General features: G+C 44.5%; 18 protein-coding genes. 5 read left to right on the top strand and 13 right to left on the bottom strand.

Features of this window, described 5'->3' with window-relative positions; genetic code table 11:
- Nucleotides 1–23: 23 nt before the first annotated feature.
- Together moeB and moeA are read right to left on the bottom strand one after the other, a co-directional pair.
- On the bottom strand, nt 24–776 hold the full coding sequence (gene moeB / locus FKN88_RS03550; protein WP_154171173.1) for a molybdopterin-synthase adenylyltransferase MoeB: 753 nt from the start codon (nt 774–776) through the stop codon (nt 24–26).
- Nucleotides 777–784: 8 nt separating this feature from the next.
- Nucleotides 785–2,020, bottom strand: coding sequence for a molybdopterin molybdotransferase MoeA (moeA, locus tag FKN88_RS03545; RefSeq protein ID WP_154171172.1), 1,236 nt, complete (start codon nt 2,018–2,020; stop codon nt 785–787).
- Nucleotides 2,021–2,170: 150 nt separating this feature from the next.
- Between moeA and folE the strand changes: the two genes are divergently transcribed.
- On the top strand, nt 2,171–2,824 hold the full coding sequence (gene folE / locus FKN88_RS03540; protein ID WP_004396634.1) for a GTP cyclohydrolase I FolE: 654 nt from the start codon (nt 2,171–2,173) through the stop codon (nt 2,822–2,824).
- A gap of 168 nt (nt 2,825–2,992) precedes the next feature.
- Here the strand turns inward: folE and msrB are convergent, their stop codons facing one another.
- From msrB to gcvH, 6 genes are all read right to left on the bottom strand, one after another.
- Nucleotides 2,993–4,117: a peptide-methionine (R)-S-oxide reductase MsrB gene (gene msrB / locus FKN88_RS03535; RefSeq protein WP_154171171.1), complete on the bottom strand. Its 1,125-nt coding sequence runs from the start codon at nt 4,115–4,117 to the stop codon at nt 2,993–2,995.
- Nucleotides 4,118–4,333: 216 nt separating this feature from the next.
- Complete coding sequence (locus FKN88_RS03530) at nt 4,334–6,073, bottom strand: formate--tetrahydrofolate ligase (protein ID WP_154171170.1); 1,740 nt, start codon at nt 6,071–6,073, stop codon at nt 4,334–4,336.
- A gap of 391 nt (nt 6,074–6,464) precedes the next feature.
- Nucleotides 6,465–6,677, bottom strand: a complete 213-nt coding sequence (locus FKN88_RS03525; protein WP_004396631.1) for a cold-shock protein — start codon at nt 6,675–6,677, stop codon at nt 6,465–6,467.
- 312 nt (nt 6,678–6,989) lie between these two features.
- On the bottom strand, nt 6,990–7,226 hold the full coding sequence (locus tag FKN88_RS03520; protein ID WP_004396630.1) for an RNA-binding protein: 237 nt from the start codon (nt 7,224–7,226) through the stop codon (nt 6,990–6,992).
- A gap of 178 nt (nt 7,227–7,404) precedes the next feature.
- Nucleotides 7,405–10,269: an aminomethyl-transferring glycine dehydrogenase gene (gcvP, locus tag FKN88_RS03515; RefSeq protein WP_154171169.1), complete on the bottom strand. Its 2,865-nt coding sequence runs from the start codon at nt 10,267–10,269 to the stop codon at nt 7,405–7,407.
- A gap of 189 nt (nt 10,270–10,458) precedes the next feature.
- Entirely contained in the window at nt 10,459–10,839 is a 381-nt protein-coding gene (gcvH, locus tag FKN88_RS03510) for a glycine cleavage system protein GcvH (RefSeq protein ID WP_154171168.1), read from the bottom strand.
- A 324-nt stretch (nt 10,840–11,163) separates the two neighbouring features.
- On the opposite strand from gcvH, the gene FKN88_RS03505 reads away from it, so the two are divergent.
- The 3 genes from FKN88_RS03505 to FKN88_RS03495 all read left to right on the top strand — a co-directional run bounded on the left by FKN88_RS03505 (nt 11,164) and on the right by FKN88_RS03495 (nt 14,611).
- Nucleotides 11,164–11,787 (top strand): helix-turn-helix domain-containing protein, encoded by a 624-nt coding sequence (locus FKN88_RS03505; RefSeq protein ID WP_004396627.1) that lies wholly within the window; start codon nt 11,164–11,166, stop codon nt 11,785–11,787.
- Nucleotides 11,788–12,026: 239 nt separating this feature from the next.
- Nucleotides 12,027–13,160 (top strand): glycine cleavage system aminomethyltransferase GcvT, encoded by a 1,134-nt coding sequence (gcvT, locus tag FKN88_RS03500; protein ID WP_306687233.1) that lies wholly within the window; start codon nt 12,027–12,029, stop codon nt 13,158–13,160.
- A 344-nt stretch (nt 13,161–13,504) separates the two neighbouring features.
- Nucleotides 13,505–14,611, top strand: coding sequence for a trypsin-like serine protease (locus tag FKN88_RS03495; RefSeq protein ID WP_306687232.1), 1,107 nt, complete (start codon nt 13,505–13,507; stop codon nt 14,609–14,611).
- A gap of 5 nt (nt 14,612–14,616) precedes the next feature.
- Here the strand turns inward: FKN88_RS03495 and FKN88_RS03490 are convergent, their stop codons facing one another.
- Entirely contained in the window at nt 14,617–16,314 is a 1,698-nt protein-coding gene (locus tag FKN88_RS03490) for a GGDEF domain-containing phosphodiesterase (protein WP_306687231.1), read from the bottom strand.
- A 266-nt stretch (nt 16,315–16,580) separates the two neighbouring features.
- A complete protein-coding gene (locus FKN88_RS03485) occupies nt 16,581–17,885 on the bottom strand; it encodes an inosine/guanosine kinase (protein ID WP_158137271.1) in 1,305 nt (434 codons plus the stop codon).
- On the opposite strand from FKN88_RS03485, the gene FKN88_RS03480 reads away from it, so the two are divergent.
- Nucleotides 17,884–18,216, top strand: a complete 333-nt coding sequence (locus tag FKN88_RS03480) for a hypothetical protein (RefSeq protein WP_154171163.1) — start codon at nt 17,884–17,886, stop codon at nt 18,214–18,216. The genes FKN88_RS03485 and FKN88_RS03480 overlap by 2 nt on opposite strands.
- A 172-nt stretch (nt 18,217–18,388) precedes the next feature.
- On the opposite strand, the gene FKN88_RS03475 is transcribed toward FKN88_RS03480, so the two are convergent.
- From FKN88_RS03475 to FKN88_RS03465, 3 genes are read right to left on the bottom strand one after another with little or no spacing between them, the layout of a single operon-like run.
- Nucleotides 18,389–19,384: a hypothetical protein gene (locus tag FKN88_RS03475; RefSeq protein WP_154171162.1), complete on the bottom strand. Its 996-nt coding sequence runs from the start codon at nt 19,382–19,384 to the stop codon at nt 18,389–18,391.
- 2 nt (nt 19,385–19,386) lie between these two features.
- Nucleotides 19,387–21,138: a restriction endonuclease subunit S gene (locus FKN88_RS03470; RefSeq protein ID WP_154171161.1), complete on the bottom strand. Its 1,752-nt coding sequence runs from the start codon at nt 21,136–21,138 to the stop codon at nt 19,387–19,389.
- A complete protein-coding gene (locus FKN88_RS03465; RefSeq protein WP_154171160.1) occupies nt 21,138–22,616 on the bottom strand; it encodes an N-6 DNA methylase in 1,479 nt (492 codons plus the stop codon). The genes FKN88_RS03470 and FKN88_RS03465 overlap by 1 nt, the downstream gene beginning before the upstream one ends.
- Between the last annotated feature and the right edge of the window lie 37 nt (nt 22,617–22,653).

The following is a 22,653-nucleotide window of genomic DNA, read 5'->3' as shown; positions in this document are numbered from 1 at the left end:
CGCGTTTTTCACGTCGTTATCCTTCAGGTGTGGCAAATTGGGCAACTGGCCTGTTTAGGTAAAGTCATCTCACGCCAGGTCATTGATAAGGCATCCAAGATTAAAAGCTTACCCAGTTTGGTGTGTCCATAATCGGCGATGATTTTTATCGCTTCCATGGCTTGGACTGCGCCAATAATACCGACGACAGGTGCCATTACTCCCGCTTCAACGCAAGTGAGTACGTGGTGGCCAAAAAGAGCACTTAAGCATTGGTAGCAAGGTTCATCAGGATGCTGGTATCGAAATACACAGACTTGGCCTTCCATACGAATCGCCGCGCCAGATATTAACGGCGTTTTCGTTGCAAAGCAGAGTCGATTCAATTGATTACGCGCCTCGACATTATCCGAAGCATCGACTACTACAGTATGTTGTTCGATTAAGCGTTTTAGCGGCTCGTCAGCCAAACGTTGATCCACCGTATTGACGATTAGATAGGGATTGAGTTGGCGCAATGATTCTGCTGCAGAGTCGACCTTTTTACGACCGACATCGGCATCACTATGTAACACTTGGCGCTGTAAATTCGATAGTTCGACGCAGTCATCATCGATCAAGGTTATCGTACCGACACCTGCCGTAGCCAGATATTGACTGGAGGCACAGCCCAAGCCTCCTGCACCTAAAATTAATACAGAGCTTTGTTTAAGCGCCTCTTGCCCTTCAAAATCAAACTGGTTAAGGATGATTTGCCGGTTATAACGCAGCATCTCTTGGTCAGATAAAATATCCATAGTGTTCCTTAAGATAAACAGGCATTAAACAACTGAATATTCACGATCTCACCAGCCTCTACTCGCCCACGATCCTGCTCTAATACCACAAAACAATTAGCAAGGCTCATTGAACGAAAAGCGCCAGAACTTTGATTGCCGGTGCTCTCTACGACAAACTGTCCATTTTCAAGGTGATAAATGCCACGCTGATAGTCGGTGCGGCCTGGCGATTTTTTGAAGGGACTTTTGGTTCGTGCAGGAATAGACTGAGGCGCTTGCCATTCGCTGTGTCCGGCCAGTTTGGCCAGCATAGGCTGTACCAGAACATACAAAGTCAGCATCGCCGAAACCGGGTTGCCCGGTAAACCACAAAACCAAGCGTTTTCTAATCGACCAAAAGCAAAAGGTTTACCTGGTTTTATCGCGAGCTTCCAAAAACCGATTTCGCCAAGTTCGGCAAGGATATCTTTGGTGTAATCAGCCTCGCCGACACTAACTCCACCAGACGTGACGACGACATCCGCAAGCTGTTGCGCTTGATTAAAGGTTGCTTTTAATGTCGCTGGGCAATCAGGGATGATCCCCAGATCGATAGCCTCGCAGCCAAAATTTTCAATCAACGGTTTAATACCATAGCGATTGCTATCGTAAATCTGTCCTTCAGAGAGCGTCTCACCGAGTGGTTTTAGTTCATCTCCGGTAGAGAAAAAGGCGACTTTAGGTTTACGTAATACGTTCACATGACTGATACCCAAAGTCGCGATCATTGGGATATCACGAACGGTTAAGCGTGCACCTTTGCGCAAGACCAGATCATTGTGTCCGATATCATCGCCCATCGGACGAATGTTGGCATTGGGTTGAACATGGTTCACAGAAAATTGAATACCGTGCTCGGTGACTTGCGCTTGCTCTTGCATGATCACCGCATCGCAACCGATTGGAATTTGTGCGCCAGTCATAATCCGAATACAGGTCAGTGGTGGCCACTCTCCAGTAAATGGTTGACCTGCAAACGATTTTCCTGCTACGGGCAAGGGTTGATTATGGACGATATCAGCGCGTCTGACGGCATAGCCATCCATTGCTGAGTTATCAAAAGGAGGCACAGGAATCGGAGAGAGAATATCTTCGGCTAAGACAAACCCCAGAGCTTCAGCAAGCGGAAGTTGCTGTGTTTGATTCACTGGGGTAATACGAGAAAGCATGGAATGCAGCGCATCTTCAATCGGCATTAAGCCCGGCGCATCACAACAGCCCATATTGTTGATCCTATGGTGGTTATTTTTGTCGGTACTTTAACACAGAAAGGGCATGACAATAATGTCCGCCCATAAAATAGGGATGTAATTATTCAAAAATCCGAGTATTCTTGTCTGCCATTCGAGAGGGGTAATGAAGAGGTAGGGGAAATGTCAATTTTGAGCGAATCCGCCCAGTTAGTGAAAGCAGCACTAGAGAGCCGCGGTCAGGAAACGCCAATGCAACCCAATGCAATTAGCCGTGAAGAGAAAAAAGCGCAAATTGAATTTCATATGCGTGAAGTTTTAACTCTTCTGGGTTTAGATTTAGCAGATGACAGTCTACAAGAGACACCGCATCGGATTGCCAAAATGTATGTCGATGAAATTTTCTCTGGGCTTGATTATAAAAACTTCCCAAAAATTACCGTCATTGAAAATAAAATGAAAGTCAGTGAAATGGTACGCGTCAAGGATATTACCGTGACCAGTACCTGTGAGCATCATTTAGTGACCATCGATGGTAAAGCTGCGGTCGCTTATATTCCACGTGGTAAAATTATTGGCCTATCAAAAATTAATCGCATTGTACGTTTTTTTGCTCAGCGCCCTCAGGTGCAAGAGCGTTTAACGCAACAGATTTTAGTTGCGTTGCAGACGTTACTTGAGTCGGATGATGTTGCGGTGACCATTGATGCTACCCACTATTGTGTAAAGTCTCGAGGCGTCATGGACGCGACAAGCGTAACCACCACGACCGCTTTAGGGGGGATATTTAAATCTAACCCTGCCACCCGCGCCGAATTTTTGCATGGATTACGTTAATACCTCGTTGTGGTGTTAATAGATAAAAAGCCTCTCATCAGAGATAATGAGGGGCTTTATATTTGCCGCTGGCGCGAGTGATGAGATTGCACGACGTTATCGAGTTAAGCTCAATCTCTCGGGTTGTAGAGCAACAACCTTATTCGTCCAATATCAGCCCAATTCATGCTACAAGGGCAAATAATCGCCATATCCTTCCGCTGCCATTTTCTCTTCTGGAATAAAACGCATTGCCGCAGAGTTCATACAGTAACGCAGGCCAGTAGGTGCCGGACCGTCCTTAAAGACATGACCAAGGTGTGAGTCGCCGAACCGACTGCGTACTTCAGTTCTGGTATAGAAAAGACGAAAATCGCTTTTGGTAATAATGTACGCTGAATTAATCGGCTTGGTGAAGCTTGGCCAGCCTGTTTCTGAGCGAAATTTATCTTGCGACGAAAAGAGTGGTTCCCCAGTGACGATGTCTACATAAATACCGCGTTGATCATTATCCCAGTATTCATTATTGAAAGCCCTTTCCGTGCCTTCTTGCTGAGTGACATAATATTGTACATCAGTTAGCTTGGCACGAATCTCTTCAGGCGATGGCTTGTGGTAGGTTTTGATGTTTTGTTCTGCAAGCGATTTGTCAATCAATTGACGTAATGTGATGGGGTTCTTATTACGCTCACGACCAAAAATTTGGTCTAAATATTGATCTCGTCCTGAAGCATGACGATAGTATTTATAACGAATCGGATTCTTTTTATAAAAATCTTGATGGTACTCTTCCGCAGACCAAAATTCGGTGTACTCAATCAATTCAGTATTCAGGGGCTTTTGATAAATACCTAAAGCATCCACTTGTTTTATTAACTGTTGAGCGATCTGCTTTTGGGTTGAATCATGGTAGAAAATCGCTGGTCGATATTGTAGCCCGCGATCTACAAACGAACCTTTTGCGTCTGTTGGGTCGATGTGGCGTAAGAAATAATCCAACACTTGTTCATAACTGACCAGATGCTCATCAAAAGTGACTTGAATGACCTCAATATGTCCCGATTTTCCAGATGATACTTGCTGATAGGTTGGGTTTGCTAATGTACCACCTGCGTAACCAGAGACAACATTGACGACGCCCTCGAGTTTTTCTAAATCGGCCTCTGTACACCAGAAGCATCCTCCCGCTAAAGTCGCGATTGCATAAGACGACTCTGCTGCGGATAAAGACGGATTATTCGCTCGAATAGTGATAGAGAATAGAACTAATAGCGTTAGCACGCTGGAGGAAAACCATATTGTAAAACGCTTCATCTTGCCCTTTACCTATTTTATTTAGATGACCAGTGATGGTGATTATTGCCTATTTAAAACGGCCGTCGTGCTAAAAAGCGGAGTGTATTACCATTGTTTAAGCACGCTAAGCAGTAGTGTCTTATCGACAATATCAAGACTCTGTTATCTATACGTAAAATAGAGCAAGAAAGAGCAACAAAGTGAAGAAATTGCTCTTGCTGATCATGTTATTGGTTAACTCAAACCAATAATGTTGCCATCATCATCGAGATCAATCGCCATAAAACTGGGTTTTGCTGGAAGTCCGGGCATGGTAAGCACGTTGCCACATAGGGCATAAATGAATTCCGCACCAGCACATGGTTTTAACTCTCTAATGATGAGAGTAAAGGCTTTGGGCGCACCCTTAATGGCTGGATCTCCGGTGAGAGACATCGGATTTTTAGCCAAACAAACGGAGAAATGCTGATAAGATAGCGTTTCTAATTCGGCCAGTTGTTGCTTAGCCAGTGCACTGAGCTCGATGGTCGTTGCGCCATAACTTTTCGCAACCGCAGTGAGTTTATCGAGCAGTGAATCTTGCGCTTGATAAAGAGGTTTAAAATGTGTGGCTTTTTGGCATTGAGCGATGACTTGCTGGGCAAGGTCTAGTGCGCCATGCCCTCCTTGAGAATAGGCATCTGAAACAGTGACTTTGACATCATTAGGTAGACGTTTAATCAGACTAACTAGTTGCTGAAGCTCCTCTTCGCTATCTTGTGGAAAACGATTGATGGCCACCACGGCTGGAATACCATAGCGATTCACATTATCGATATGCCATTGTAAGTTGGTGAAGCCGGCGGTCAGTGCCGCGTTGTCGGGTTGAAAAAGTAACTGACTGTCTATCGGCTTGAATTCAAATAGCCCTGAATTGGCTTTAATTCCACGTAAAGTTGCGACGATAACGGCACAATCTGGGGCTCTATTAGCTACATTGGCTTTAATATTACACGCTTTTTCAAAGCCCATATCAGAGCCAAAACCAGCCTCTGTCACGGTGTAATCCGCTAGCTTACTGGCAATCTCATCAGCAATAATCGATGAATTACCATGGGCAATGTTGGCAAAGGGACCCGCGTGAATGAGGGTTGGAACGCCTTCCAAGGTTTGCATTAACGTTGGCATTATCGTGTCTTTCATACAAACCGCCATAGCCCCCGCGACCTTGAGATCTTCGGCGGTGATCGCTTGTCCATCGAGATCATAAGCGAGAATAATCTGACCAAGTCGGCGACGTAAATCGGCTAAGTTTTTCGCCAGCGCTAAAATCGCCATCAATTCAGAAGCGGCGGAAATATCAAAGCCGTCTTCTCGTTCAATGCCGTTCGTTGTTTGGCCTTCAGGATTACGACCGACAGTGATGTAACGCAGGGCGCGATCGTTATGATCGACCACTCGTTTCCAAACAATACGTTTAGGATCGATTCGCAGTGCAGGTAACCCTGTCTGTGTGGAGAAATTTTGGTAACCAAGACGAGTTTCGTGGTATAGACGGGCATCAATCGCTGCTGCGGCTAAGTTATGCGCCGAAGTGACGGCATGAATATCACCGGTAAGATGTAAGTTGAGCTCTTCCATCGGTGCAACTTGTGAATAGCCACCACCTGCCGCTCCGCCTTTGACACCAAAAATCGGTCCCATGGAGGGTTGACGGATACACGCGATAACGGATTTATTTAAGTGCGCAAGACCTTGTGCTAAGCCTATCGTGTTCACCGTTTTACCTTCGCCAAGTGGCGTAGGAGTAATGGCCGTAACTAAGATTAATTTTCCTGAAGAGACATTTTTAAGGCGTTGTAAGCAATGTAATGAAACTTTGGCTTTATAAGAGCCTTGGCTATGAAATTCATCAGTCAATAAGCCAGCTTTTTTAGCGATGAGCTCAATGTTTTGTAGGGGAGTTGTACGGCAAATCTCACTATCTGACAGCATAAAACCCTCGTAGTAAGGCTAAATAGGGTGAAGAAGACCATTTTGCTGCGATAGTAACGTGTAAAAAATGCTTGTAAAGGAGAATGATAGTAAAAAGAGACATCTCAGCCTTCCGTTACATGCTGACGAACTAATGATGTCAGCAGGCTAATCGGAGGTATGATGGTTAAGCAGAGCCATGGATAACAGGCAATAGATTAAGACAAAGGAGAGTTATTTGTTGCTATAAAAAGCTTCTTTCTTGCGAGACAATTTGTACCATTGACGTTGTCTGGTTGATCTTCTAGACATAGATTTCCTAATAAAGTGAGACTGCAATAAGCGGAGAATAAACGAGAGTGCAGGGGGGGAAGTAAAACGCAGTGCAGAGCACTGCGTTTTGAAATTTAGCTTACAGAGGCGTTACTTCAGTCGCTTGTGGACCTTTTTTGCCTTCTTCAACATTAAAGCTTACTTTTTGACCTTCAGCTAATGTTTTGAAGCCATCAGAGACAATGGAGTTGAAGTGAACAAACACGTCTTTACCGCCGTTGTCTTGAGAAATGAAACCGAAACCTTTAGTTTCGTTGAACCATTTTACTGTACCAGTCGTTTTACCAGACATAGTTACCTCTAAATATCTTAAATTTAATAGAATGAATTTTGGCTGATAACGCAAGCTATTGAATGGTCTATCTAGGTGAAGTTGACACAGGTTTAACGAAAGGTTTCGCGACTTGTATAAAACAAAACTTACACTGAATTTACATTAACAACTCTTCTGTAAGAGCCAACTTTAACTATACACACAGAATCCTAAATAGCGAGAACTATTTTTCATGTTTGATTGTTTTTAGGGAGCTTATGTATGAATAACAAAGAGTTAGGGTGTATGCTTAACGCCTAATATCTTGTGTATACGCTGTGTAAAAAACGCTTAATCGGCTTTTTTAACACGAATCTTGCTTTTATGGACATCACTTAAATTGAGATTCGCGATGGCTTGTTTGGCTTCTTCGAGATTTGGCATTTCGACAAATGCAAAGCCTTTTGAGTGACCTGTGATTTGGTCCAGTACTAGATTACACGCTTTTACTTCACCAAAAGCGGAGAATAAAACGCGGATGTCTTGTTCGGTGGTAGTACGGGATAAATTTCTAACTAACAGTTTCATGAATAATAATCTTGTAGGAATTGACGCTGTATTGTCTCAGTTTCTCAAGGTGAAACCAAGGAAATCTTTGTGTTAACAGTGTTTGCCTTGATAAGAGAGGATAAAAGGCGAGCCATTAAGCTCGCCATTGATTTTTCAAATTAGCACAGAACTAGGGACGAGTGATCGTCGCGGTTTATTACTCTTCGTAATTATCAATGCTTGGACAGGTACAGACCAGATTACGATCGCCATAGACGTTGTCGACGCGATTGACGGTTGGCCAGTACTTGGTGTTTTTGCTGTGCTCTGATGGGAAACAAGCGATTTCGCGAGAATAAGGATGTGACCATTGCTCAACGGTTAAATCGACTTGCGTGTGCGGCGCATTGACTAGTGGGTTATCTTCTAATGGCCACTCGCCAGTTTGCACTTTATCTATCTCTTGGCGAATAGCGATCATAGCCTCACAGAAACGATCGAGCTCAGCTAAGCTTTCGGATTCGGTTGGCTCAACCATCAGTGTACCCGCAACAGGGAATGACATGGTTGGCGCATGGAAGCCATAATCCATTAAGCGCTTGGCGATGTCTTCTTCACTGATCCCGCTTTGCTCTTTTAATGGGCGAATATCAATAATACATTCGTGCGCGACACGACCATTATGACCACGATATAAAATGGAGTAGTGTGGACGCAGGCGCTCCATAATGTAGTTGGCATTAAGAATCGCCAATTTGGTTGCTTGTTCTAATCCGCTTGAGCCCATCATGGTGATATAAGCCCAAGAAATAGGCAAAATGGACGCACTGCCTAAATCCGCGGCAGAAACAGCGTATTCCGTGCCTTCCACACCACCTTCAATATGTCCGGGTAAGAAAGGCGCTAAATGAGATTTAACCCCAATCGGTCCCATGCCTGGACCACCACCACCATGTGGAATACAGAAGGTTTTATGCAGGTTAAGGTGCGACACATCCGAACCAATAAAACCGGGAGAGGTGAGACCAACTTGTGCGTTCATATTGGCACCGTCGAGATACACTTGGCCGCCAGCTTGGTGCACCATTTCACACACTTGGCGTACTTGTTCTTCATAGACGCCATGAGTGGAAGGATAGGTGATCATGATCGCGGAAAGATTTGCACGATGTTTGTCGATTTTTGCAGCCAGATCAGTCAGATCAACGTTACCATTATTATCGCATTTCACGACCACCACTTTCATCGATAACATGGAAGCGGTCGCTGGGTTAGTACCGTGAGCCGAACTTGGGATTAAACACACATCGCGGTGTCCTTCACCACGGCTTTGGTGATAACGCTGAATAGCAATCAGACCCGCATATTCACCAGAAGCGCCAGAGTTTGGTTGCAGTGAAAAAGCGTCGTAACCGGTAATTTGGCATAATTTCTGTTTAAGGTCGTTAGCCAGTGCGGCGTAACCTTGCGCTTGCTGTTTTGGTGCAAACGGATGTAACGCGCCAAATTCTGGCCAAGTGACCGGGATCATTTCAGCGGTGGCATTGAGCTTCATGGTGCAGCTGCCAAGTGGGATCATACCGTGAGCTAAAGAGAAATCTTTATTTTCCAGTTTCTTCATATAGCGCAGCATTTGCGTTTCGCTATGATGGGTGTTGAACACAGGATGAGTAAGGAAGCTGGATTGGCGGCGGCAAGATTCAGGAATCGCAGCTAATTCATTGTCAGCAATGGTGGTCGATAAATCGTCAATCGCTTCGTTAACAGCAAAAACGTCAAATAGGGCTTTGATATCTTCAACCGTCGTCGTTTCATCCAAGCTAATACCAATTTGCTGCGCCGATTTACGTAGATTCATTCCGGCTAGCTGAGCTTGCTGATAAAGCTTTTCTGTTGCCGAACCAGTGTTGATGGTTAACGTATCAAAAAAGCTATGATGATCTAACTCATAGCCCGCTTTGGTTAGCCCAGCGGCAAGAATCGCGGTGAAATGATGGGTTCTACGCGCGATGGTTTTTAAACCTTCAGGGCCATGGTACACCGCGTAAAAGGCTGCCATATTCGCCAGTAGCGCTTGTGCAGTACAAATGTTGGAGGTGGCTTTTTCTCGGCGAATATGCTGTTCACGAGTTTGCATTGCCATGCGCAGCGCTTGATTGCCTTTGGCATCGATAGACACCCCAATCACACGACCAGGCATCGTGCGCTTATGGGCGTCACGAGTGGCCATAAACGCGGCATGAGGACCACCGTAGCCCATTGGCACACCAAAACGTTGTGCTGAGCCAATCACAACATCCGCACCCATCTCTCCGGCCGGTTTAAGCAGCACACTGGCCAGCAAATCGGTGGCAACGGTGACCAAAGTTTTATTATGATGCGCTTGTTCGATGATGGCAGTTAAATCGCGCACTTCCCCGCGAGTATTTGGGTATTGCAGTAATGCGCCAAACACATCTTGCTCCGCCAAACTCTCGATAGGCGCGACATTCACTTCAAAGCCAAGGAATCCAGCTCGGGTTTTGATGACTTCAATCGTCTGAGGATGGACATCGTCCGCGACAAAAAAGACGTTACTTTTGCTTTTACCAGCGCGATGGCATAACGCCATGGCTTCTGCGGCCGCTGTCGCTTCATCTAATAATGACGCGTTGGCGATCTCCATACCCGTTAAGTCGATGATCATTTGTTGATAGTTAAGCAGCGACTCTAAGCGACCTTGAGAGATTTCAGGCTGGTAAGGAGTATAAGCCGTGTACCAACCAGGATTTTCGAGTACATTGCGTAAAATAACGTGAGGTGTAAACGTGTTGTAGTAACCTTGACCAATAAAAGTACGCTTAATCTGGTTTTGTTGAGCAAAGGCTTTCAGCGTCGCGAGCATGTTGGTTTCACTTTGCGGCTCACCAATATCAAGGGCGGCTTCTAAGCGAATATTAGCGGGGACGGTTTCGTTAATTAGCGCATCAAGACTGGAAGCCTGAATAGTGGCTAACATGGTCTGTTGATCATTGACGCTTGGTCCGTTATGGCGTGCAATAAATTCGTTTTGTGTGCTTAGGCGGTGCAGTAACTCGGTCATTTTCCCTTACCTATATATAGAGCTGTAGTATGGCTTACCATCATGTTCGATAACGCTAATTATACCGATAAGCGTTGACGGATAACTGGTATCACTGGGTTGTCGTGAATAAGAATCATGATGAAAAGCTGCCTTGGTCTTCACCATATCAGGTGGCTTTAGCCCATTAGGTGGCAGCTTGTTGATCAATTAATCTTCTTCAATCAACGTCAGATATTCATCGGCATCTTTAAGATCATCGAGTTCAGAAGCATCGGACATTTTAATTTTAACAATCCAGCCAGATTCATAAGGCTCTTCATTGATCAGCTCTGGGCGATCGGATAGTTCTTCGTTAATTTCGATAACCATGCCCGATACGGGAGCATAAATGTCAGATGCCGCTTTGACTGATTCAACCAAGGAAAAATTATCTCCTGCGTCAAATTCACTCTCTAGCTCGGGTAACTCGACAAACACCACATCACCCAACATCGCTTGGGCATGTTCTGAAATTCCAATCGTGACGGTACCGTCGCCGTTATCACGCACCCATTCATGGCTATCAGTAAACTTCAGTGTTTTATCCATTGTTTTTTCTCCAAATTGGTAGCGAACGCTCGCCGAGCGAGTGTGCAATAGTTCAAAAAGAACTTTTGTGTGCTTGCTCACTGAATTGAGCCAATCTGTTCTTTTTGAGGGTATTAAACGTCATTGAACCAAACGATTGCTTGGCTAACATGTTGGTAACATACCCCTTGCCAAATCAACAATCAATTAAAAATTTCCTATAGGAAACAAGAGTGCTGTTTTTGCTACTTAAAGCACGCTTTACTTGCGAGTGACTCTTTTTTCTGTGTCAGGCTTGATGCACAATGATACTTATTGATAGCGGTTCACTACAGGATAATAAGCATGACAGAGCCCATTCATGATGAGTATCCATCCATGACATTAGCTAAAGAAGATCGCTCAGAAAACATCGAGCCACTTAAATTAGGGCCACGCATTAAGCAAGTTAGAGCGAATTTGGGAATTACCCTAGAAGAGGCGAGTCAGAGAACGGGATTGGCTCGCTCTACCTTAAGTAAAATAGAGAACGAGCAGATTTCGCCGACCTTCCAAGCGATGCAAAAACTCGCGCATGGATTGCAAATCGATATGCCTCAACTCTTTGATCCACCAAAAAAAATTATCGCTACTGGTCGTCGAGATATTACCCGTAGTGGACTAGGGAAGCCACATCCAACGCCTACTTATGAACATGAGCTATTGGCAACACAGTTGACCAATAAAAAAATGATGCCGTTCAAAAGCACCATCCGCGCTCGAGATTTTAGCGATTATCCCGATTGGGTAAGGCATGACGGTGAAGAGTTCCTGCTAATTTTGAGCGGTGAGGTGCTGTTCTATAGTGAGTTTTATGAGCCAGTGCCTCTTAGCGAAGGCGATAGTGTCTATTATGATGCGACGATGGGGCATATGTTAGTGTCTGTTAGTGAGCAAGACGCCTTGATTTTATGGGTTACGGCAAAGTAACGGACCTGTCGGTTGAAGCCATTTTGTTGCAAAGACGGATAAGTAAATTGTGATCTAAGTGTTAATTCTCGCAGCGTGTCTTGGCTGCAACTTGTTCGGCAATCAAAATAAGCGCATGCTTGTTTTTCTTGTTTATTATTGGAAACTTAAGCCAAACACTTGAGCGTGAAGATATGGCTATCAAGAGAGCGCTCAATCAACTGGCGGCTTGATCGGCAACTCGCCACATGGAGAAAACAATGACGCAACAACCCCACTCAAATTCGCTACTGACTACTCCTTTGCATGCTGTGCACGTTGAATTAGGCGCAAAAATGGTCCCTTTTGCTGGGTATGATATGCCGGTTCAATACCCGCTCGGTGTTAAAAAAGAGCATTTACATACGCGTCAAGCGGCTGGATTGTTTGATGTTTCACACATGGGACAATTGCGTTTGCATGGTGTTGATGCGGCCGCGGCTTTAGAGCGTTTAGTTCCGGTTGATGTCATCGATTTACCGGTTGGTAAGCAGCGTTATGCGATTTTCACCAATCCACAAGGTGGTATTTTAGATGATTTGATGGTGGCCAACTTAGGCGATCATCTTTTTTTAGTGGTTAATGCAGCCTGTAAAGCACAGGATATAGCCCATTTAACCGCGCATTTACCTGCTGGGGTCCACTTGGAAGTCATTGAAGACAGAGCACTACTTGCTCTGCAAGGTCCAAAGGCGGCTCAGATATTGGCTCAGTGGCAACCTGCGGTAGCAGATATGCGTTTTATGGATATCCAAACTTTAGCGATCAACGGCATTGAATGCATTGTCAGCCGTAGTGGGTATACAGGAGAAGACGGCTTTGAAATCTCCGTACCTGCTGATAAAGCAGTCGCGTTTGCACAAGCATTAGCGGAGCATTCCGACGTCGAGTGGATAGGCCTTGGAGCTCGTGATTCACTACGTTTAGAGTGTGGCCTGTGCTTGTATGGTCATGATTTGGATGAAACCACCACGCCAGTAGAAGCCAGTCTGCTTTGGGCGATACAACCCGTGCGCCGGCTCGGTGGCGAACGGGCTGGCGGGTTTCCCGGTGCTGAAATTATTCTAAAACAGATAGAGAGCAAACAGGTTGATCGTAAGCGAGTGGGATTAGTGGGTCAAACTAAAGCGCCTGTTCGGGAAGGAACAGAGTTGTTCGATTCTGATGGTAATAAAGTGGGTATCGTTACCAGTGGAACCGTCGGGCCGACAGCGGAGCAGCCTATTTCAATGGGATATGTTCGAGCGGATCTCGCAGTGATTGGTCATGAGTTGTTTGCTGAAGTCCGTGGTAAAATGCTGCCGATGACGATTGAGAAGATGCCATTCGTCCCCCAACGCTATTATCGAGGATAGCGAATTATTTACTTATCTCTTCTCGGTTAATGTTAAGAATAGAGCAGCACGACCATGCTGCTTTATTCTTCTTCTCTTCGCTCAAAGGCCTTAATTTTTCAATGACTCATTCGGTAATTGTTTGCAAAATACCACGAGTCTAATGGTTTTCTTTTCTCTTTCCTTCTTACAATTTGAATCGCTAATTCGGTTGGATCAGTTCGCCGATTCTCATCTTATTATTGACCTCTGTTTATCGAGGTTGATGATGCACTATTCACTTGCTGCATCAAGTTTTTTGGGTTGATTCGGTTATCTAGAACTACACTTTAACTATCTTACTTAGCTAAATATATGAGGTGTCTATGATAAAGAAACCCATTCAGATGGTTATTTTATGCCTCACGCTATTGATGAGCCCCATGGTTTTTGCTGAGCTGACATCACGTATCGTTAATGGTAAACCGACGACGATTACCACTTATCCTTCATTCGTTAGCTTGTTTTATGATCGTATTGAGTATGATGGGCTATTCAGTCGGGGTAGCTTTTGTGGCGGGACGCTCCTAGACCAGCGGCATGTTTTAACCGCCGCTCACTGTTTATTTGACGGGCAAGGGCAGCTTAATATTGCTGGGTTATTGTTTACTGTCGCAGGGCAATTTGATAATGAATCAGACTTTCCACGCAGCAGCATTACCACAGTACGTGGCGAAGCGTTTTTCTATCATCCCAATTACGACGATTCCGTTAACTCATTATGGGCGAACGATATCGCGATCATCCGTTTAGAGCGAGGTCTAAATGGGCAAGGGTTTGTGAATCGACCAACGAGCCAAGCTTATCGACTTGGATTTAATGGTCGTGATGATGACGATAATGACGGTATTTTTGAAGCGGTGGGTCACGGTAATACGCGTTCAGGATTTGATGAAGATGACCGATTACTGTTTACCACTATGCAGTATGTATCGAATGCTCGTTGTCAGTTGGATATTACGCCGTTCGCGTTAGCGTTAAATCCACATCATCTCTGTTTTAAAGGGGACGGCATTAATCCTGATAGCCGTCTTGCTAATGGAACTTGTCAAGGGGATTCGGGAGGTCCTATCTACTGGAATAATGCGGGTCATTTGGTGCAAGTGGGCATCACAAGTTTTGGCCCCGCGGAATGTGGCGTAGGTTTTCCACAATCACAGGTTACCTCAGTATTTACGGAGATTTATGGTTATCGTCAATGGATAGATCAAGTATTAAATGGACAGCTGACGGCCAACTATATCGTTACAGAAGAGGCGCGTTTAGCATTTTTAGCGGGGAGTGGTAATTCATCGGTTTCTCCTGCGCCCATTGCTGCAGACTCAGGAAGTATTGCGTCGCCTAACGCTTCGGGAGGTGGTGCTATTGATGGCTTTATCAGCGCTGTACTATTGCTTTTAGGGTACGCACGTTATCAGCAAAAGAGGAAGTGATAGGTTTAATTGAGTAGGGTATAGCGGCTGGCTGTGGCTAAAGAAAGAGGTTTCGAGAACCAGTAACCTTGTAGATAGTTGACGCCCATTTGGCAAAATTTTTGCTGCATTGCGCTGTTTTCTATCCCTTCAATCACAATATCCATGCCTCTTGAGCGGCATAGCTGCACAATAAATCGTAAGTACTCTTCAGAGGCGGCATTCGTCAGTGTCTTCAAAGCCATTGTTCGATCAATTTTGATTTGATTTAGGGGCAAATCAAAGAAGCTATAAATGGAACTTAAGCCAGCGCCAAAATCATCCAGTGACAGTTGAAACCCCATCTTACTGAGTGTATTCAGTTGATTTAAAGCATGTCGGTTGCCGTCTAATATCACGGTTTCGGTCAGCTCGAGCACGATGGATGAAGGGCAGACGCCAGCGGCATCAGCCATCATTTTGATATTGGCTGGAAAATTGCTGTTGAGCAGTTGCAAAACAGACACATTGACGTTCACTCGCGTACTTGAACCATGCTGAACATGATAACGATGAATAAACTGACAAGCTTTTTCAAAGACTTGATAGCCTAACTCGGTGATCAGTCCCTTTTTTTCCGCTACCGGAATAAACTCATCTGGATAGATCTCACCAAACTCTGACGACCGCCAACGAACTAAAGCTTCAAAGCTGGCGACTTTACCAGTTTGCGCATGAATGATGGGTTGAAATTTAACCGACAAAGAGTGATGACATAACGCTTCTTTTAAACCGCGTTCAATAAAAAAGTAGCGATCCACTGTATGCTGAGTTTTCCCTGCGTAAATCTCGATTCTTGAGCGACTTTTTTCTCCCGCGTACTGACAGGTTTGTGCCGCAATATTGAGAATTTGTACCGCGCTGAGTTGATCCGAAAAATGCGGTAAAACACCAATGTTCATTCGGTCACCCAATAGGTGACCTTGCTCTTGAGCAGAGTGAGAGTAACGCTCAAGAATCGATTGACACAATAGAGGTAAATCTTGGTCTGACACGGATTCGCGTAATAAAATAGCAAAATCGTCGGAACGTACGCGATACAGTGTCGAGTGGTGATGAATCAGATTACTTAACGCATTATGCATATGATGAAGAATATGTTGAATGACTTCAGCGCTGTACTGATTTAGGTAGGATTTAATATCTTCAATTTGAATATATATCAGTGTCGCTGGCGATGCAGCACGTTTAGCATCATCAATGTCTCGCAATAACTTTGTGGTATTCGGCATACCAGAAACCACATCATAAAATGCGGCTTGTTGCAGAAAAAACGTCATCTTTTTTTGTTCAGAAATATCTCGATGACTGCCGACCATAAACATTTCACCATCGTCAACGTTAGTTACTGCAGTACCAAGCAGCCAAACATAACGTCCATCCACTGTTCTTGCGCGATATTCGGTGGTGACGCGACCTTCTTGATGAAGATGACCATCCACTCGTTGTTCTAGCGCTATTCTATCGAGTGGGTGAACCAACGCCATCCAATTTTCTAAACCAATAGTGGCCGAATTAAAGCCAAACTGCTGATAAAAACTCGGATTATAAAAAGTCATGGTTCCATATCGGTCCATATGGAAAATACCTTCACTAAAGATATCGAAGATATGAATCAAACGCTGTTGGTGACGACTGAGAAGTGAATGAGGCGGTTCGATAGTGTTTTCTTCTGTCAACAACATGCCAGTACACCTGATCTTAATATTGTTATCCGTAACCTACTATAACGTGTCGTTCAGTAGCGCTCAATTAACAATGTGTATTATCAGTCAGTTATAAGTCAAATTTGTGATAATTAAGGAAATCTCGATGAGTTTTCTTGAGTTTAAGAAGATGATGCTCGATTCGATAAAATTGACCACAGCTAGGTTGAGCCCGGCTGTGGTCAAAAGTGATGACGTCTCTTCAGTCATTGTTTTATGTCATGCACGAAGGTGGGTTAGAGAGATTAACGATCCCAATACGCTTCTTCTAAACTGTCTTCGCGTTCAGGTAATGAACTCGATAGACGAGGTGAGTGCTGTGTTAAAACTTCATAGCTGACTCGGTTGGCATAACGGCAAACCTGCGAAAGAGATGAATACGTTAGATAAGGTAACGCATGTTTTGCTGAGTTAGGCACATTGTTTTGATGATAGCGGTTCGCTGCCATATCATGCAGCAAAGCGGACAGAGCACCATCACCAGCGCCATTGGTATTTTTGATTTCTAATGGGCCACCTAAATAGGGGCCAATATGCGAATAGACTTTTACTGGCTGTTGACAATCTTCCTTACGCATCGCGCGGCTAAATTCATAGCGGTTAAATTCAGGAATGTTACCAGGCAGTAGTGGTAGTTCAGTATCACGTTTTGCTGAATCATCAACATAACCTGCCATGTATAATCCAACAGGGCCAGCAGTGCACAATACTAAATCCACCCAATCTAAGGCTTTATTGGCAGCTAAGAGCGGATCTTTCTCTCCGGTTAAGGCTTCCCCTTCTTCTTCATTCATCGCTAAGACGGTGACATGTTGCTTAAGATATTCTTGCCACCAAGTTTGATTACCTTCGATGACGTATTTTGTCCCCAAGGTCAATACCACGGGTACATGATGAGCCTTGGCTAATCCAATAGCTCGTTGTACCGCTTGTGGCATCGGATCTTCGGCTTTACCACGCATCAGATAAGAAGAGACGACCAATGCAGAAGCTTTAGCAAAGACTTCTTCAGGAATACTCTCGGCGCGCAGCTTATTCATATGCCCTTCGTTAATCGCAAACGTTCGTTCACCATCTTCTGAGATCAAGGTATAGCAACGACCGATTGGACCATCCACCGTTTGTAGATGGTTTAGATTCATGCGTGAAGAGGTTTGACATAAATATCGATAGGCGTAAGAGCTCACTTCGATATTTTTAGACATGACACCCAGTAAGACAGATTTACTATCGGCGAGCACAGAATAGTTGTGCAGCGTATTACCAATGGTATCACCCGGGTATAAATGGGTAATGAGTTTGCGTTCGATCAGTTCTTCGTAAAGAGCGTCGGCTTGACTCTCTTCTAAAACCAGCGAGTGGCCTTTGCTTAATTGATATTTGGCTAAAAAAGCATCATCTACTCTGGCTTCAATATCAACAATCGTTTGCCCAACACCAACCACAGTTGGATGACGAAGCTTAGGCGTTTGTTGTATTTGGTTTACAAGTGGATCACGGGCGTGAATAGGGAAGTAGTGTTTCGATTTGCGTTGTCCGGGAAACTTCATGTCCAGAGTCATTGGTAAGGAAAAGTTTCGCGGATATTATCACAAAAAAATGAAACAATTTATAATATTTACATTATTGCGAGGTTCGCTCAGGAGAGAGGAACCAAGCTTGTTTGCGATGGTTGCTCTTATTGGTGATAAAACCATCGCTAAAGTTTATCTATCTCTAAGGAGTCGTATGAGCCACGGGTGGTTGAGTAGATTGGTCACTGTTATAGATGTTGAAACTGCTATGAACAATGTTCTACCCGATCAACTAAAAACAGTGGAACAGATAGAGTCTAAGCTCAAAGGGTATGTATTGCCTTATCTCACGCTAGCTTTTAAGTAACACCTGTTTTGATGTGAGCAACCATCTCGATAGTGCACTGAACTGTACTCGGAACAATGTTCTTATCACAATCTTAAAATAGTAAAAATTGCGTATTTGATTAACAAATAAAAATGCGCAGGAGAACTATGTTCTACTCAAAGCTTGTTACTTGCGACTTTGGGTAGCTGAATCAGTCTGCTTTCTCTACAACCATGTCACTTTGCTCTGCAAAGTGAATCAATCGAGTGATACTCCTGAGGCTCCATTGGTTGGTGATGGCTATCACTTCATCGTTAGGCAGCGTAATCAGCGCGTCCTCATCGCTGTGGAAACGGCGAATTCTACCTTGAGGTATATCATCCGCTAGGATGGCGATACGTCGTCTTACTGGCTCGTTAAATGCGTTGAGTACATCATTCAAGCTTTGTGGCTGATGCTTCTCGATCCAGTCCGTGACTAACGCGAGCGCGAGGTGACGCTTTTTATAGGTATGGCCGTTATAGCGGTACTCTGAGTAATCTTTTTCGCCTTTTTGAACGCTTGTGCGCTGCTCAGCACGCTTCTCTCGGAACTTCACCTGGTACTCTTCTACCTCGGGTACAGGGATGATCTGTTCAGCATTGATCAGTACATCTTCTTTGTAACGGTAGGGCGTGAGGCGTACACAACTGATATCGATGCCTTTATCACGCAACCATAAGACAGATGTGGTGAGTTCTTTACCGAAGTCTGCTGAGGCTAGAACGATTCGAACATCGTTACCAAAGTCATCCAAGCTGTTTTCATCCAGATCGACAAACTCTAGGATAGCTTCGCGGGCGTTAACCTCTTGACCTTCTTTCTTCAAGTACTGGGCATAATAATCACACGCTTTGTCGAACGTCATAGTAGAGATCATCGCGGCATAGCGTAGCGCTTGTAGCTCCATATGCGCACCGATTTCATCCCGCTTAAGCTCGATGACCACTAAGTTAGCATTTTTGTCGATGGCTAACAGGTCGATACGGCGACGGCTGTCTTCCCAGTCTGAAAACTCTTCTGATATCACCAAACAATCAGGTGCGATGGCATCAATACAGCCTTTCAGCGCTTCTTGTAAATCGTGCCGTTCTTGCAGCCCTTCGGCTGCAAAGGTGGTCGGTGTCAGTGCGGTGAGATTTTTGTTGGCGATATTGTATAGGCTCATGATTACACCGCTTGTTCGACAATAGTATCGGTGAGGTGTAATTGAGTAGCTTGACTCTCATTTAAGTGCGCTTTGAGTTGATCGCAAATACTAGTTAGCTCTTTGACCTTATTCACAATTCGCTTTTGTTCATTCAGTGGAGGCATAGGAAGGAATATACCTCTGATTTTTCCAACACTTAAGTTATAAAGCCCACTTGACGTTACAGCTAGAGATTTCATTGTGTTTATTCCAAGTGGTGAATTAAGTACGTTCAAAACCCAAAAACTCAGCGCTGGAATCAGTGGTCGGCAACGGATTAAGTGGTTTTGATGAAGACAGTCAGGCACATCTTCTGACCAAACTGCACATCGCCCAATTTCATTTTCACTACCATTACCTTCAACGACCATTAAATCACCTGCTAACAGCTTATATTGCTCTAACTCTTCAGGAGTTACTTCGAATCGCTTTAATTCATCTAATTCAAGACGACCTCTTTGAACGTTAGCAACAGCTAAGTATGGGAAATGATTTGATACGGGAGTTCTCTTTGGTGTTTTTTGTAAGCCTCCGCTGACATAAAATAACTCATCCATATGAGTCCACTCCCACCCACTCGGCAGTTCAAACGGCTTTTCATCTTCAGAAATCGGCGGTAGCGCTTTTTGCTTCTTGATTTTCTTCTCTTTGACTAACTGTTCCTTTTCTTCCGCTATTCTTTTCAGTAACTCAGCAGCAGGCTCATCATTTGGATCTTGTGGAACTAGTTTACCCATCACAGCCAGTTGCAAGATGGTTTGTTTAAGCTGGTCGATACTCTCTTCAGTGGTGAACAAGGTATCGAAATGCTCACTGATTCGCGCCCAGTTTTGCATTAACTCGTTAGCATCGGCTGAGTGGGTGAGTGTGTCCAACAGAGTCGTTACCAGCACTTGATGCGCTTCGATACTTGCTTCGGTTTGTTGCTCTAGCTGGTCGCAGAGCGCCATTAGCTCATCGACTTTGGCGATGATACGGTGTTGTTCTGCGCTTGGTGGTACAGGAATTAGACCGAAAAAAAACTGTTTATCATTGATTGCGGGATAAGCAATACCAGTTTGAACACTCTCAACATATTCTATAAAGCTTGGAGACCTAAGGTATCTATAAATATACGAACTAGAAATGCCGCTCAAAGGGTGGATAATTGCAAACGCAGTACTAGCTATAGGCTCAGGATTAAAATCTCTGTCAATGACAGCAATATTTAGCAAATATGGTCGTACCGTTGAGTAAATAACAGTATTTTTCTGGACTAATTTCCTAGCTCGGGATGGCGCCTCAGAATGTTCTAAAATGCTTGGTTCGTCTATATAGCCTAACTCTTTATTAATTGAGCCAACATCCACGTAAGTGAACGTTTTATCTGGCTTTTTCTGACCAAGATCATGACCTAAATCCTCAATTCTTGCCCATTTCCAACTCGAAGGAATATTAAAGGGTAAAGAATTATCATCAATTGGTTCATACTTTCTTGGTTTCTTAATCTTCTTTTTTTTAACTAATTGCGCTTTTTCTTGCGCGATACGCTCAAGCAACACTGAAGCAGGCTCATCACTAGGATCTTGAGGAACAAGCTTTCCTCGCACCGCTAACTCCAGAATTAGCTCACGCAGCTTTTTAACACCATAAAGTTCTAGTTTCTTGCTGCTACCGCGACCAGAAGTCGATTTGGTCTTCACTGTCGAAGTCCAAATATCAATATGCTCGGTGATCAGGTTTTCGACTGCCATTATTGCTCTCCACCTTTCACAGCAGAGCTAAGAGCATCACCGAGAATGCCTTTCAGTTGGTCACGTAGTGCTTTAATGTCTTGTTGCTGCTGCTGATAGTTCGCCAGTAACTCTTCAGGGTCATGGCTGACGACTTCGTCCTGATGCGGGTTTTTAATATCAAGGTTAAAATTGCGCTCGATAATATCCTCAATCGATACTTTCCAAGCTTGCTTGGTCTCGATACGGCTAGCGAACCCATCGGCCTCGTTACCCCACCAATCAATCTCTTGTTGGAACTCCTCAAACTTCATCGGTTTGGTTTTGCTGTAGTTCTTTACGCCTTCTGGGTAAGGGTGCTCATAGAACCACACGTCTTTGGTCGGTTTGCCTTTGGTAAAGAACAGAATGTTGGTCTTAATGCCCGTGTACGGGTTGAACACGCCATTAGGTAAGCGCACAATCGTGTGCAGGTTACATTCTTCCGTCAGCATCTTTTTGATTTTGGTTTTTACGCCTTCACCAAACAAGGTGCCATCAGGCAACACCACGCCAGCGCGACCCTCTTTATCTAATACTTCGACAATAAGCTGTAAGAACAGATCGGCGGTTTCGCGGGTTTGCATTTCGGCAGGGAAGTTCTTTTCAATCCCGTCCTCTTCTGTGCCGCCAAACGGTGGGTTAGTCGCAATCACATTGATATTGCTGTCCCAGTTTGAAAGCGGCTTATTGAGTGTGTTGCCATGCTTAATCTGCACAGGGACTTCGATGCCGTGGAGCATCATATTGGTGATACACAGCAAATGTGGCAGTTGTTTCTTCTCTACACCATGGATTTGCTTTTGCAGTATTTGGTGGTCGGCTGCGCTGGTCACGTAGTTCTCTTTAACGTGATCGAACGAGCAAGCCAGGAATCCACCCGTGCCGCAAGCGGGATCCATAATTTGCTCACCCAGCTTAGGGTCAAGACGATTAACGATAAAGCGAGTCACCGCGCGAGGGGTATAGAACTCACCCGCATTCCCTGCGCTTTGTAGGTCGCGTAGGATTTGCTCGTAGATATCACCAAACAGGTGGCGTTCTTTAGAGTCAGTAAAGTCGATTTCGTTGAGCTTGTTAATCACCTGACGCAGCAGTGTGCCATTTTTCATGTAGTTGAAAGCATCACTAAAAGCTTCTTTCACCACAAAACCGCGTGGATTGGTGTCTTTTGGCGCAGTAAGGTTTTTTAACGTCGGGAATAGGTCATCATTGATGAATTCCAGCAGCTCATCACCCGTAATGCCTTGGTTATCTGCCGCCCAGTTACGCCATAGGTACTTGGCTGGGATGGGTTCGCGGTAATCATCTAACTCGAATTCTAGCTCTTCTTCTTGTGCATCAAACACTTTAAGGAATAAAAGCCACGACATTTGGCCTAGACGCTGCGCGTCACCATCAACACCCGCGTCTTTACGCATGATGTCTTGAATAGACTTGATAACTGAACTGATTGACATGGAGTTCTACTACTAACTGACTGAAAAAATTAGGGCT

The organism is Vibrio sp. 2017_1457_13, assembly GCF_030851525.1.
Lineage (GTDB): Bacteria > Pseudomonadota > Gammaproteobacteria > Enterobacterales > Vibrionaceae > Vibrio > Vibrio metschnikovii.
This window is presented reverse-complemented; position numbering and strand designations above follow the sequence as displayed.